Annotated in this window: 13 protein-coding genes; 6 read left to right on the top strand and 7 right to left on the bottom strand. The window is 52.8% G+C overall.

Annotated elements, in window-relative coordinates:
* Positions 1-121 precede the first annotated feature (121 nt).
* Together mobB and mobA are read right to left on the bottom strand one after the other, a co-directional pair.
* On the bottom strand, positions 122-625 hold the full coding sequence (gene mobB / locus ACOTXD_RS19960; RefSeq protein ID WP_061856730.1) for a molybdopterin-guanine dinucleotide biosynthesis protein MobB: 504 nt from the start codon (positions 623-625) through the stop codon (positions 122-124).
* On the bottom strand, positions 622-1206 hold the full coding sequence (gene mobA / locus ACOTXD_RS19955; protein ID WP_045895052.1) for a molybdenum cofactor guanylyltransferase MobA: 585 nt from the start codon (positions 1204-1206) through the stop codon (positions 622-624). Before mobA ends, mobB begins: the two co-directional genes overlap by 4 nt.
* Positions 1207-1274: 68 nt before the next feature.
* Between mobA and ACOTXD_RS19950 the strand changes: the two genes are divergently transcribed.
* The 3 genes from ACOTXD_RS19950 to dsbA all read left to right on the top strand — a co-directional run bounded on the left by ACOTXD_RS19950 (position 1275) and on the right by dsbA (position 3257).
* On the top strand, positions 1275-1544 hold the full coding sequence (locus ACOTXD_RS19950) for a YihD family protein (protein WP_003861904.1): 270 nt from the start codon (positions 1275-1277) through the stop codon (positions 1542-1544).
* A 75-nt stretch (positions 1545-1619) separates the two neighbouring features.
* Positions 1620-2606, top strand: coding sequence for a serine/threonine protein kinase (locus ACOTXD_RS19945; protein WP_061856731.1), 987 nt, complete (start codon positions 1620-1622; stop codon positions 2604-2606).
* A 27-nt stretch (positions 2607-2633) separates the two neighbouring features.
* Positions 2634-3257: a thiol:disulfide interchange protein DsbA gene (gene dsbA / locus ACOTXD_RS19940; RefSeq protein WP_003861908.1), complete on the top strand. Its 624-nt coding sequence runs from the start codon at positions 2634-2636 to the stop codon at positions 3255-3257.
* A 22-nt stretch (positions 3258-3279) separates the two neighbouring features.
* Here the strand turns inward: dsbA and ACOTXD_RS19935 are convergent, their stop codons facing one another.
* Positions 3280-4188 carry an acyltransferase gene (locus tag ACOTXD_RS19935; protein ID WP_047053839.1) on the bottom strand — a complete coding sequence of 303 codons (909 nt, stop codon included), beginning with the start codon at positions 4186-4188 and terminating at the stop codon, positions 3280-3282.
* A 439-nt stretch (positions 4189-4627) separates the two neighbouring features.
* Between ACOTXD_RS19935 and polA the strand changes: the two genes are divergently transcribed.
* Positions 4628-7420, top strand: a complete 2793-nt coding sequence (gene polA / locus ACOTXD_RS19930) for a DNA polymerase I (protein ID WP_048209949.1) — start codon at positions 4628-4630, stop codon at positions 7418-7420.
* Positions 7421-7731: 311 nt separating this feature from the next.
* On the opposite strand, the gene yihA is transcribed toward polA, so the two are convergent.
* Positions 7732-8361: a ribosome biogenesis GTP-binding protein YihA/YsxC gene (gene yihA / locus ACOTXD_RS19925; protein ID WP_003861913.1), complete on the bottom strand. Its 630-nt coding sequence runs from the start codon at positions 8359-8361 to the stop codon at positions 7732-7734.
* 579 nt (positions 8362-8940) lie between these two features.
* Between yihA and yihI the strand changes: the two genes are divergently transcribed.
* On the top strand, positions 8941-9456 hold the full coding sequence (gene yihI / locus ACOTXD_RS19920; RefSeq protein ID WP_061856732.1) for a Der GTPase-activating protein YihI: 516 nt from the start codon (positions 8941-8943) through the stop codon (positions 9454-9456).
* Positions 9457-9644: 188 nt separating this feature from the next.
* Complete coding sequence (hemN, locus tag ACOTXD_RS19915) at positions 9645-11018, top strand: oxygen-independent coproporphyrinogen III oxidase (RefSeq protein WP_022652087.1); 1374 nt, start codon at positions 9645-9647, stop codon at positions 11016-11018.
* Positions 11019-11069: 51 nt separating this feature from the next.
* On the opposite strand, the gene ACOTXD_RS19910 is transcribed toward hemN, so the two are convergent.
* The 3 genes from ACOTXD_RS19910 to glnL form a co-directional block, all read right to left on the bottom strand.
* The gene (locus ACOTXD_RS19910) at positions 11070-11180 is read right to left on the bottom strand and encodes a YshB family small membrane protein (protein WP_017382667.1); all 111 of its coding nucleotides are present in this window, start codon (positions 11178-11180) and stop codon (positions 11070-11072) included.
* 110 nt (positions 11181-11290) lie between these two features.
* Positions 11291-12703, bottom strand: coding sequence for a nitrogen regulation protein NR(I) (gene glnG / locus ACOTXD_RS19905; protein WP_003861919.1), 1413 nt, complete (start codon positions 12701-12703; stop codon positions 11291-11293).
* Positions 12704-12714: 11 nt separating this feature from the next.
* Positions 12715-13764 carry a nitrogen regulation protein NR(II) gene (gene glnL, locus ACOTXD_RS19900; RefSeq protein WP_003861923.1) on the bottom strand — a complete coding sequence of 350 codons (1050 nt, stop codon included), beginning with the start codon at positions 13762-13764 and terminating at the stop codon, positions 12715-12717.
* Between the last annotated feature and the right edge of the window lie 34 nt (positions 13765-13798).

The following is a 13798-nucleotide window of genomic DNA, read 5'->3' as shown; positions in this document are numbered from 1 at the left end:
TGTGAGAGTAGGGAACTGCCAGGCATCAAACAAGTGAAGAGGCCATCCGCAAGGATGGCCTTTTTGCGTTGGTTTGCTGAAAAACGGCAGGCCGTAAGGCGAAGCCGTCACCCGGCAGATCTCAGACTGCACACCACGCCGAAATAAACGCTGCAATCCCCTCCACATCATTCAAATCCAGAACCGGTACTTTCAGCGTCAACGCAACGTCACTGGCCACGGCAATCACATGTTCATCCAGCGTTAACTCACTTACGTCATGTCCGGCATCGCTTCTGAATAGCAGGATCTTCGCAACAGCCTCATGCTTAAACCCCTCAACCAGCACCAAATCCAGCGTGGAGTGATCCATCCGGCTGACAAGATAAGCGAGATCCAGCGGTGCTTCATCCGGTGTTTCTGTCATTAACGCCCAGCGCTGGTTACTCGCCACCATCGTTTGTGCAGCGCCAGCCTTACGCAGCTCATAGCTATCTTTCCCCGGTTTATCGACATCCATGTTATGGTGCGTATGCTTAATCAATCCGGGACGAATGCCTTTGGCGCAAAGTGCAGGTATCAGTTTTTTTAGCAGCGAAGTTTTCCCGGTGCCACTCCAGGCTGAGATCGCTAATACGGGTATCATTTTCTCTCCTGCATCATCTGCAAATCTTCCGTCGTGTTTACATTCACAAACGCCGATTTCATGTCGCTGAAATCAACGGAATGCCCTCCGGACTGGCGCATAAATACCATGACGCGTCGCTCTCCTGCGGCCAGGTAATCTTCCAGCGCGGATATTAACGAGCGATTAATCAATGCGATCGTTGGATGGTCGCGTTCACCGTCGTGTACCCAGACGACGGGAGCACCACCGCGCCGCTGCACCAGACGTTCAACCAGACAGGACGGGATGAAGGGCGTATCACATGGACAAAAGAGAAACCACTCTCCGTACGACTGCTGCATAACAGAAAGCATTCCCGCCAGCGGACCGGGGTAGTCCACCAGGTTATCCTGATAAACCGGATACCCGCTGCGCTGATAGATATCAACATGTCGGTTAGCGCTGATCGCCATCGATGACACCTGATCTGCAAGCGTATCAGCAACATGCTGCCATAATGGTGTGTTGTTCAGGAGCTGAAGTCCCTTATCCTTTCCACCCATTCGCGTTGCCCTGCCCCCGGCCAGAACAACCCCGATGATTTCCTGGCATTGATTCACGAATATCGCCTCTTTTATTGTGGGATTGACCCTGCTAACGTGTCTCTCTAAATGAAAGGAGCACTACCATGAAATGTAAACGTCTTAATGAAGTCATTGAACTTCTCCAGCCGGCCTGGCAAAAAGAGCCAGAGCTGAATCTGATGCAATTTTTACAGAAACTGGCGAAAGAGTCAGGTTTTGATGGTGAACTGGCGGACCTTTCTGACGACATCCTGATCTACCACCTGAAAATGCGTGACTCGGCTAAAGATGCTGTTATTCCTGGCATTCAGAAAGATTATGAAGAGGATTTTAAAACCGCATTACTGCGCGCCCGAGGCGTAATTAAAGAGTAAAAGCTTGTAAGCGGAGCCACCGAAATCGCCACAAGATGATATCCTGAATCATTCGTATAATTTCTGGATGATCGGATGAACGACCAGGCTTTTACTTTCCAGACACTACACCCGGATACCATTATGGATGCGCTGTTCGAGCAGGGTATTCGGGTGGATTCCGGGTTAACCGCTTTAAACAGCTACGAAAACCGTGTCTACCAATTTCAGGACGAAGAGCGCCAGCGCTTTGTCGTAAAGTTTTACCGTCCACAGCGCTGGTCCGCAGAACAAATTCAGGAAGAACATCAGTTTGCCCACGATCTACTGGATGACGATGTTCCCGTTGCGGCACCGATTAAATTCAATAACCAAACGCTGCTGACCCATCAGGGCTTTTACTACGCGGTATTTCCGAGCCTGGGCGGAAGACAGTTTGAGGCAGATAATATCGATCAGATGGAATGGGTTGCCTGCTATCTGGGGCGCATTCATCAGACGGGACGTAAAAAACCGTTTGTTGCCCGTCCGACGATTGGTGTTAAGGAATATCTTATTGAGCCGCGACAGGTATTCGAAACATCGGCGCTGATCCCGAATGCACTAAAGGATAATTTCCTCACGGCGACCGATAAGCTTATTGATGCTGTAAAAGCCTGCTGGCGGGATGATATTACTACTCTGCGCCTGCACGGTGACTGCCACGCCGGGAATATTCTCTGGCGCGATGGTCCGCTATTTGTCGATCTTGATGACGCACGTATGGGACCCGCGGTGCAGGATCTGTGGATGCTACTCAACGGTGATAAAGCCGAGCAGCGCATGCAGCTTGAGACCATAATTGAAGCTTATGAAGAATTTATCCCCTTTAATTCAGACGAAATTGCCTTGATAGAGCCTTTACGTGCGATGCGATTTGTTTATTATCTCGCGTGGTTAATCAGGCGTTGGGAAGACCCGGCTTTTCCCCGAAATTTCCCCTGGCTTACCGGGGAGGATTACTGGCGCAACCAGATATCCACATTTACCGAGCAGGTTAAGGTTCTACAGGAACCCCCTTTGCAATTAACGCCGATGTATTAATTGGACACACCCAGGAGAGAGTTGATCATGAAAAAAATTTGGCTGGCGCTGGCTGGTATGATTCTGGCATTTAGCGCAACTGCTGCGCAGTTTACCGACGGCAAGCAGTACATTACGCTGGACAAGCCTGTTGCTGGCGAGCCTCAGGTGCTGGAGTTCTTCTCCTTCTACTGCCCGCACTGCTACGAGTTTGAGCAGGTACTTCATGTTTCTGACAACGTGAAGAAAAAGCTGCCGGAAGGCACCAAAATGACGAAATACCACGTTGAGTTCCTTGGCCCACTGGGCAAAGATCTGACTCAGGCATGGGCGGTCGCGATTGCGCTGGGTGTGGAAGATAAGATCACCGCGCCTATGTTTGAAGCCGTACAGAAAACCCAGACCGTACAAACTACGGCAGATATCCGTAAAGTGTTCGTAGATGCCGGTGTGAAAGGTGAAGACTACGACGCTGCCTGGAACAGTTTTGTGGTGAAATCTCTCGTGGCACAGCAGGAAAAAGCTGCCGCTGACTTCCAGTTGCAGGGCGTGCCGGCGATGTATGTTAACGGCAAATACCAGGTGAATATGCGTGGTATGGACACGACCAGCATGGATATCTTCGTACAACAGTACGCTGATACCGTGAAATACCTGGTTGAGAAAAAGTAACAACCATAAAGAAAAACGCCGGTCACTGACCGGCGTTTTTGTATGAAGATTTAATCTTCGCTATCTGCTCGTCTTTCTCTTTCCAGAGTGTATTAAGCCAAAGCTGGAAACGACGTTTGAAGTTTTTATCGTTGACGTAATCCCCGTGCAGTTCAGTATTGACGGGCACCAGATCAACGCGGACAACGATACGCGTCAGCCTGCCGCTGAGCATGTCGTAGAATGGCGTCCTGTCGTTTTCCGGATAGCAGAGCGTTACGTTCAACAATTTATCGAACTGCTCCCCCAGCACGTTGAGCGCCATTGCGATGCCCGCAGCCTTTGGCGGCAACAGGTTCTGATAAGGAGAGCGAGTTTGTTGGCGCTTCTCTTCGGTAAAGCGCGATCCTTCGACGAAGTTAACAATGGTGGTGGGATGCGCGCGAAACTTCTCGCAAGAACGGCGCGTGGTTTCCACGTCCTTACCGCGGCGTTCCGGATGACGAATCAAATAGCTGCGTGAATAGCGTTTCATAAACGGCATATCCAGCGCCCAGCAGGCCAGACCAATGAAAGGCACCCAGGCCAGCTGCTGTTTCAGAAAGTATTTATTCATCGGAATGTGTTTGCGAAACAGTACGCACAATACAACAATGTCGGCCCAGCTGTGGTGATTGCAGATCAGCAGATACCAGTGCTTTTTGTTCAGCTTCTCCAGACCCTGAACGTCCCACTTCAGCCAGGGGTTCAGATGCAGCAGGATCGCCAGGCCTTCACACCAGCAGTACATCATAAAATTACAAAAAGCAGACACCGCGCGCCATACCGGAGGGACAGGCAGCAGGAGCTTAATTATTCCGGCAACGATGATTGGCACAGAACAGGCGATAGTAACCAGAATAGTTAAAATGACGCTTAACAATAATGTTATCGCAGCGAGTATTCTCGACATGATGAATTTTTTCAGATAGTTAGCTGTAATTGAGCAGCCGGCTATCCGGTGCTGGGCACCGATCTTATCAGAAATTCGCTCAGACCAGGGCGCTTTCACACCAGGAGGCCGCGGCTTTTCCTGGCAGGCCGCGAATTCTTCCCTATAGACAAGGTGCTTAAGCCTTATATCCACATAGACTAAATAACCATCAGTGAGGTGTGATCTTAATTGATCTTGTATTAATTATTTGATTTAAATAGATAAATAAGTTTTCAATATCACTTTTATCAAGCTGTTATTCACCTGTATTAAAAATATGCACAAACTTATCCACAGTTTTGTTTTGCGAGCGATCTTCCCGATCGCAAAATCTTTTTCTGTATAAAGCGCTAAAACCTGATGTTTTCATCCTTCTGTGGCATCCTTTACCCATAAATTCATAACAGGCACGGACATTATGGTTCAGATCCCAGAAAACCCACTTATACTCGTCGATGGCTCTTCTTACCTGTATCGGGCGTATCATGCGTTTCCTCCTCTGACCAACAGCGCAGGGGAACCTACCGGCGCAATGTACGGCGTGCTGAATATGCTGCGCAGCCTGATTCTGCAATACCATCCAACCCATGCGGCCGTGGTGTTTGATGCGAAGGGTAAAACCTTCCGCGATGAATTATTTGAGCACTACAAATCACACCGTCCCCCTATGCCTGACGATCTGCGTGCGCAGATTGAACCGCTGCACGCTATGGTGAAAGCGATGGGGCTGCCACTGCTGGCGGTCTCTGGCGTTGAAGCTGACGACGTAATTGGTACCCTGGCGCGCGAAGCGGAAAAAGCAGGCCGCCCGGTTCTGATCAGTACCGGTGATAAAGACATGGCGCAGCTGGTAACGCCAGGGATTACGCTGATCAACACCATGACAAACACCATTCTTGGCCCGGAAGAAGTGGTCGCCAAATATGGTGTGCCGCCAGAGCTCATTATTGATTTCCTCGCCCTGATGGGCGATTCCTCGGATAACATTCCTGGCGTGCCGGGCGTGGGTGAAAAAACAGCTCAGGCGCTGCTGCAAGGGCTGGGCGGGCTGGATACGCTGTATGCAGAGTCCGACAAAATTGCCGGTCTTACCTTCCGTGGCGCAAAAACCATGGCCGGAAAGCTCGCCGATAACAAAGAGGTGGCTTATCTCTCCTATCAGTTGGCCACCATCAAAACTGACGTAGAGCTGGAGCTTACCTGCGAGCAGCTGGAAGTGCAGGAACCCGCCGCCGACGAACTGCTTGGTCTGTTCAGAAAATACGAATTTAAACGCTGGACCGCGGATGTTGAAGCCGGTAAATGGCTTCAGGCGAAAGGGGCTAAACCTGCGGCGAAGCCGAAAGAGACCATCGTTGTCGATGCCGAAGAGCAGTCAGAAGAAGAGGCGGTAGCGCTCTCCTTCGACAACTATGAAACCATCCTGGAAGAGTCACGGCTCGTCGCCTGGATTGAAAAGCTAAAAAAAGCGCCAGTATTTGCTTTCGATACCGAAACGGACAGCCTTGATAACATTACGGCTAATATGGTGGGTCTGTCATTCGCGACGGAGCCGGGGGTTGCCGCCTATGTTCCGGTTGCTCACGACTATCTGGATGCGCCGGAGCAAATCTCCCGCGAGCGCGCCTTAGAACTACTGAAGCCGATTCTGGAAGACGAGAAAGCGCTGAAGGTCGGGCAAAACCTGAAGTATGACCGCGGTATTCTGCAAAACTACGGCATTGAGCTGCGTGGTATCGCTTTTGACACCATGCTTGAATCTTACATTCTGGACAGCGTGGCGGGCCGCCATGATATGGATTCCTTATCCGATCGTTGGCTGAAACACAAAACCATCACCTTTGAAGAAATTGCCGGTAAGGGTAAAAATCAGCTGACCTTTAACCAGATCGCGCTGGAAGAGGCAGGCCGCTACGCCGCGGAAGACGCTGACGTCACGCTACAGCTGCATCTCAAAATGTGGCCGAAATTGCAGAAGCACGAAGGGCCGCTGAATGTGTTCGAGAACATTGAGATGCCGCTGGTGCCTGTGCTGTCCCGCATTGAGCGCAATGGCGTTAAAATCGACCCAACGGTGCTGCATAACCACTCTGGTGAGCTGGCGCAGCGCCTGACCGAGCTTGAACAGAAAGCGCATGAGCTTGCTGGCGAGGCATTTAACCTGTCTTCACCGAAACAGCTGCAAACCATCCTGTTTGAAAAACAGGGTATCAAGCCGCTGAAGAAAACCCCGGGCGGCGCTCCTTCAACGTCTGAAGAGGTGCTGGAAGAGCTGGCTCTGGACTATCCGCTGCCAAAAGTTATTCTGCAATACCGCGGTCTGGCTAAGCTGAAATCGACCTATACCGACAAACTGCCGTTGATGATCAACCCGAAAACGGGCCGCGTGCACACCTCCTATCACCAGGCTGTGGCGGCGACCGGGCGACTTTCGTCAACCGATCCTAACCTTCAGAACATTCCGGTGCGTAATGAAGAGGGCCGCCGTATTCGCCAGGCTTTCATTGCGCCAGAGGATTATCTGATTGTCTCCGCGGACTACTCGCAAATCGAACTGCGTATTATGGCGCACCTGTCACGCGACAAAGGCCTGCTGACGGCCTTTGCCGAAGGGAAGGACATTCACCGGGCAACCGCTGCCGAAGTGTTTGGGCTGCCGCTGGAGAGCGTGACAAATGAGCAGCGTCGTAGCGCAAAAGCGATCAACTTCGGTCTGATTTACGGCATGAGTGCCTTTGGTCTTTCACGCCAGCTCAATATTCCGCGTAAAGAGTCGCAGAAGTATATGGATCTCTACTTCGAGCGGTATCCGGGCGTGCTGGAATATATGGAACGTACCCGCGCGCAGGCGAAAGAGAAAGGCTACGTTGAAACGCTGGATGGCCGTCGTCTCTACCTTCCGGACATCAAATCCAGCAACGCCGCGCGCCGCGCGGGTGCTGAACGTGCTGCGATTAACGCCCCTATGCAGGGCACTGCGGCGGACATCATTAAACGCGCAATGATCGCCGTCGATGCCTGGTTGGAAAAAGAGAAGCCGCGCGTGAAAATGATCATGCAGGTACACGATGAACTGGTCTTTGAAGTTCATAAAGACGATCTGGAGACGGTCTCTCAGAAGATCCATGAACTGATGGAAAACAGCATGAAGCTGGACGTTCCGTTGCTGGTGGAAGTGGGTAGCGGCGAAAACTGGGATCAGGCTCACTAAGGGCTAACGGAATAACGCGCGTTTTATGTAAGTAAGCAACATAAGTACGCGCGTTTTGTGACGATCATTAGAATTCCCTATGTAAAAAATGAAAAAAAACTACAAAAAGTGCTTTGTCCAGCGATAAAAAAAGAGTAGAGTTAACGACGTAGGGTACAGAGGTAAGATGTTCTATCTTTCAGACCTTTTACTTCACGTAATCGGATTTGGCTGAATATTTTAGCCGCCCCAGTCAGTAATGACTGGGGCGTTTTTTATTGCGGCAAAGAAAGTTTCAGGCGAAAAAAGCGCGGTCATCGCCGCGCCTGTTATTACTCTGCTTCCGCTTCTGTCGCCGGTTCCAGATCGTTAAACCAGCTGTCGAGCTTCTGACGCAGTTTATCCACGCCCTGCTTTTTCAGCGAGGAGAACGGTTCAACCTGTACATCACCGTTGAATGCCAGCACCGCTTCACGAACCTTATTCACCTGTGCCTTGCGCGCGCCGCTCGCCAGCTTATCCGCTTTTGTCAGCAGTACCAGCACCGCAATATCGCTTGCCACCGCCCAGTCAATCATCTGCTGGTCGAGATCTTTCAGCGGATGACGAATATCCATCAGCACCACCAGGCCTTTCAGACACATGCGTTTTTCCAGGTATTCACCCAGCGCACGCTGCCATTTGATCTTCATCTCTTCCGGTACCTGCGCGTAACCGTAGCCCGGTAAATCGACCAGGCGTTTGCCTTCAGCCACTTCAAACAGGTTAATCAGTTGTGTACGGCCAGGTGTTTTTGAGGTACGCGCCAGGTTTTTCTGATTGGTCAGCGTATTCAGGGCACTGGATTTTCCCGCATTGGAGCGGCCAGCAAATGCCACTTCAATCCCTGTGTCTGAGGGCAGGTGGCGAATATCGGGCGCACTGGTGACAAAATGCGTCTGTTGGTAGTTCCAGGTAGTCACGTGGTCGTCTCCAAAAATCGTAATCTGCGGGGATTATACCTGAATGCGGGCAAAAGGCTTTTCCCTTCGTCATTGACATGTAAGTGAAAGCCCTGCGAAATGTAAGAGATTTGCCCTTAAGCGTATGAGAAATTTAAGAGAAATCGCAGGGGCTAAAAAACTCAAGATATTAAAATTCAAAGAGTTATTAATGAGTAATTATCTGAAAATCCGGTTTTGTACCTTTTCGTTGCTTGTTAGTTTAAAGGAACAAGGTAAAGTGTGTGCTACGGCGAGGATGCCAACAGGATAACGACTTAAGGATAAGGGTCAGGAGCGCCAGGAGGCGAAGACTCAGGATTGTCAGGACGACCGGCGCCTGGAGGCGTTTTTAACAGGAAACGGAACCGTATCACGGACGGTAGTAGCCAAGGGATAAACAGGGTTTGTTGCAGGCAAACAGGGAATGTCTGACCCGTTAAGGGTTGTGAGTCAGGAAAAAAGGCGACAGATTGCTCTGTCGCCTTTTTTCTTTGCTTGCTTTCTGCTAGATTTCGCCGCAATTCTATACTGAAGAAAACGACTTAAAGATAAAACATCATGAAAAAACCGACCTCCGCTGCGGGCGCGAAACGCCCTGCAAAAGCACGCCGCAAAACGCGCGAAGAACTGAATCAGGAAGCGCGCGATCGCAAACGCGATAAAAAACATCGTGGCCATGCTGCGGGTAGCCGTGCTAACGGTGGCGGTGCCGCAGGCGCTTCTGCAAAAAGCAAGCAGCAGAAAGATCCTCGTATCGGCAGTAAAACTCCCATTCCACTGGGCGTGACAGACACCCCGGTCACTAAGCAGCATAAACCAAAGAGCGAGAAACCTATGCTTTCACCGCAGGCTGAGCTGGATTTGCTGGAGAACGATGAGCGCCTGGACGCGCTGCTGGAACGTCTTGAAGAGGGTGAAACCTTGACCGCCGAAGAGCAGTCATGGGTGGATGCCAAACTGGATCGCATCGACGAGCTGATGCAGAAGCTGGGTCTGTCCTACGATGATGAAGAAGACGAAGAGGAAGACGACAAGCAGGAAGATATGATGCGTCTTCTGAAGGGTGGAAACTAACATTTGCACCCGGCAGGTACACTCGTCCTGCTTATAACCCTTCCGGTTATATGTTATCTGGTGTGGTTATTCGTTAAACTACGGCGGTTGTCGCGGCGACAGAAGTGGCTGCGCACCCGAATGATGGCCCGCAACGGGACCAGAACGGGCCGCCGTATAAGAACGCGACACCAACGGAAGGAGTGAGCATGTCTGTACCATCTATCGACTGGGATTTGGCCCTGATCCAGAAATATAACTATTCCGGGCCGCGTTATACCTCATACCCCACCGCGCTGGAGTTTTCTGACGCTTTCGGCGAGGCGGATTTTCAGCATGCTGTGGCGCGCTATCCCGAGCGCCCGCTGTCGCTCTACGTCCATATTCCATTCTGCCATAAGCTCTGCTACTTCTGCGGCTGCAATAAAATCGTTACCCGCCAGCAGCACAAAGCCGATCAATACCTCGATGCGCTCGAACAGGAAATTCTGCACCGCGCACCGCTGTTTAAAGGGCGTCACGTTAGCCAGCTTCACTGGGGCGGTGGTACGCCAACCTATCTGAATAAAGCGCAGATCAGCCGCCTGATGGCGCTGCTGCGCGACAATTTCAGTTTTAACGACGACGCCGAAATTTCGATCGAGGTCGATCCACGTGAAATCGAGCTGGATGTGCTGGATCATTTACGCGCTGAAGGCTTCAACCGCCTGAGTATGGGCGTACAGGACTTCAATAAAGAAGTACAGCGCCTGGTAAACCGCGAGCAGGACGAAGCGTTTATCTTTGCCTTACTCAACCATGCGCGTGAAATCGGCTTTACCTCAACGAATATAGACCTGATTTACGGCCTGCCGAAGCAGACGCCGGAGAGCTTCGCCTACACGCTTAAACGCGTGGCTGAGCTTAACCCGGACCGTCTGAGCGTCTTTAATTACGCGCACCTGCCGACGCTGTTCGCCGCTCAGCGCAAAATCAAAGATGCGGATCTGCCTTCCGCCCAGCAGAAGCTAGACATTTTGCAGGAGACCATCGCCTCGCTGACCGAAACCGGCTATCAGTTTATCGGGATGGATCACTTTGCCCGCCCTGACGACGAACTGGCAATTGCCCAGCGCGAAGGTGTTCTCCACCGTAACTTCCAGGGTTACACCACCCAGGGCGATACCGATCTGCTCGGAATGGGCGTCTCCGCCATTAGCATGATTGGCGACTGCTACGCTCAGAACCAGAAAGAGCTGAAGCTGTACTACCAGCAGGTTGATGAAACGGGTAACGCATTGTGGCGCGGCATTGCGTTAACGCGTGACGACTGCATCCGTCGTGATGTGATTAAGGCGCTTATCTGCAACTTCCGTCTCGAATTCCGCGAGGTGGAGTCGCAATGGGATCTGCAATTCAGCGATTACTTTGCCGAAGACCTGAAACTCCTTGCGCCGCTGGCGAAGGACGGGCTGGTGGATGTGTCGGAAAGCGCGGTGGTCGTCACGCCGAAAGGACGTCTGTTGATTCGTAATATCTGCATGTGCTTCGATGCCTATCTACGTCAGAAGGCGCGTTTACAGCAGTTCTCGCGGGTGATTTAAGTTGAAAAGCCGGGTAAGCGAAGCGCCACCCGGCTTTTCATCAACAGCTCGTTAGCTAAACAGCCCAACCAGCGCCGCACACAGCACCGCCGCAACGGCAGTTTGTGGCGTGTGGCTTTCTGCTGCTCCGCTCGAAAGCAAAGTCACTAATGATTCCAGCATGATGCTCCCCCCTGTTTCCGGGCACGATCATACAAAACTCATCGGAACAGTAAAGCGCAAAATAACGGCACTTTGCGCTCAATTAGTAACCTTTACACAGCGGAGTAAGATCACTCCATTCCCAGCTCTTTCAGCTTGCGCGTCAGGGTGTTTCGACCCCATCCCAACAGGCGAGCCGCTTCCTGTTTGTGGCCCTGGGTATGACGAAGCGCGGTAGTTAACAGCGTGCGCTCCATCTCAGGCTGCGCTTCGGAGAGCAGATTTTGATGACCGGAACGCAGCGCGCGATCTGCCCACTGCGCCAGCAGCGTCGCCCAGCTGTCCGGCAGCGCATGTCCGGCGGTGCTTTCGGGCACGGTGGCTTCAAACAGCTCGGCGGGGAGATCCTGAATCAACACTTCCTGTCCGGCGGCCATCACGGTCAGCCAGCGACAGGTGTTTTCCAGCTGACGCACGTTGCCAGGCCACGCCAGACGGGTGAGGGCGGCATCCGTTTCCGGATGAAGCTGCTTGGCTTCCACGCCCAGCTCGCGGGCCGCCACTTGCAGGAAATGGCGCGCCAGACGCGGGATATCTTCCCGACGCTCGCGCAGCGGCGGCAGGTGGACACGGATCACGTTCAGACGATGGAATAAATCTTCACGGAATTTCCCCTCCTGCACGCGCAGCTCCAGGTTCTGGTGCGTCGCGGCAATAATACGCACGTCCACCTTCACCGGCGCATACCCGCCCACGCGGTAAAACTGGCCATCTGCCAGCACGCGCAGCAATCGGGTCTGAACATCCAGCGGCATATCGCCGATTTCATCCAGGAATAGCGTTCCGCCGTCAGCCTGTTCAAAGCGTCCCTGACGAATGGTATTTGCCCCGGTAAACGCCCCTTTTTCGTGGCCGAATAGCTCAGATTCAATCAAATCTTTGGGGATCGCCGCCATGTTCAGGGCGATGAAAGGCGCTTTCGCCCGCGGGCTGTGGCGATGCAGGGCGTGCGCAACCAGCTCTTTACCGGTCCCTGATTCACCGTTAATCAAGACGCTGATAGACGAGCGCGACAGACGCCCGATGATGCGAAACACGTCCTGCATGGCCGGCGCTTCACCGATGATGTCCGTCGTAGGCCCGAAATCCGGCGCGTGGCGGGGCTGCTGTTGCTCCTGATAGTGGCTGATGGCGCGTTCGACCAGGGCAACGGCTTCGTCGATATCAAACGGTTTTGGCAGATAATCAAACGCCCCCTGCTGGTAGGCGCTAACGGCGGCATCCAGGTCGGAGTGGGCGGTCATTATGATGACCGGAAGCATGGGGTGGCGCTGTTTGATCTGCTTTAAGAGCGCCAGTCCGTCCATGCCCGGCATGCGAATATCCGAGAGCAGAACGTCCGGCGTTTTGGTGGTGAGTGCGTCGAGCACCTCGCTGCCGCTCTCAAACGTCGTGCAGCTTAATCCCGCTCCCGTGAGTGCGCGTTCAAGCACCCAACGGATGGAGCTATCGTCATCGACTACCCAGACTATCCCTCGTTGCATAAACGTCACCTTTATTTTTTAATCGGCAGGAAAACCGAAAACTCGGTATGTCCCGGCCAACTGGTAAATTCAATTTTGCCGGAGTGTTGGTCAATCAAATTACGGGCTATGGATAACCCCAGCCCGGTGCCGCCTTCGCGACCGCTGACCATCGGGTAGAACAGAGTGTCCTGGAGATGCGGCGGGATCCCCGGCCCGTTATCTTCCACATCAATACGTGCCGCCAGACGATAACGCACGCCGTGCAGCGTCAGCTGGAACGCGGTGCGGGTACGCAGAATAATTTCGCCACCCTCCGGGCCCAGCGCCTGCAACGCGTTACGCACAATGTTCAACAGCACCTGTTCAATCTGGTCCGGATCGTGCGCCAGCTCCGGCAGGCTTGGGTCGTAATCACGCACCAGCGTGACGTTATCCGGCAGCTCCATAGAGACGAGTTTCACCACCCGCTCCGCGACCTTGTGAATGCTTTCTGAAACATGCATCCCCGGCTGCTGTGGCCCGAGCAGGCGATCGACCAGATTACGCAGACGGTCCGCCTGCTCAATAATGACGTTGGTATACTCCGCCAGGGCAGGGTCAGGCAGCGCTTTGGTCAAAAGCTGTGCCGCACCGCGTAAGCCGCCCAGCGGGTTTTTGATCTCATGGGCCAGCCCGCGCACCAGGTCGCGCGCCGCAATCTGCTGCGCATGCTGAAGCTGCTCCTGGCTGAGACGACGTTGGTTATCCATCGGCGCCATTTCCAGCAGAATCATGCCATCTGGCAGGCGCTGTGCGGTGAGGGACAAAATATGCGAGCGTCCGTCAATCACCAGCGTCACTTCGTTATCGGTGAAGCCCTGACCCGCCTGCAAACTCTCCTGCATCAGACCAATATTCAGCGAGAAATAGCTCAGCAGTTCCGGCAGCGGCGTGCCAAACAGTTTTCGGGCGCTTTGGGCGAGCAGCTGTTGCGCCGCCGGGTTGGCGTAATGCACCGCCAGCTCGTCGTCGACCAGCAAAATACTGTTAATCAAAGAATTGAGGATCTGCCCAGCATCGGGCAGCGTGCCAGTTGCCATTCAGCAGTCTCCTGGAGTCGTTGCACTATTTTAG

Source organism: Enterobacter cloacae complex sp. CDL013 (genome assembly GCF_049238805.1).
Classification (GTDB): Bacteria; Pseudomonadota; Gammaproteobacteria; order Enterobacterales; family Enterobacteriaceae; genus Enterobacter; species Enterobacter hormaechei_C.
This window is presented reverse-complemented; position numbering and strand designations above follow the sequence as displayed.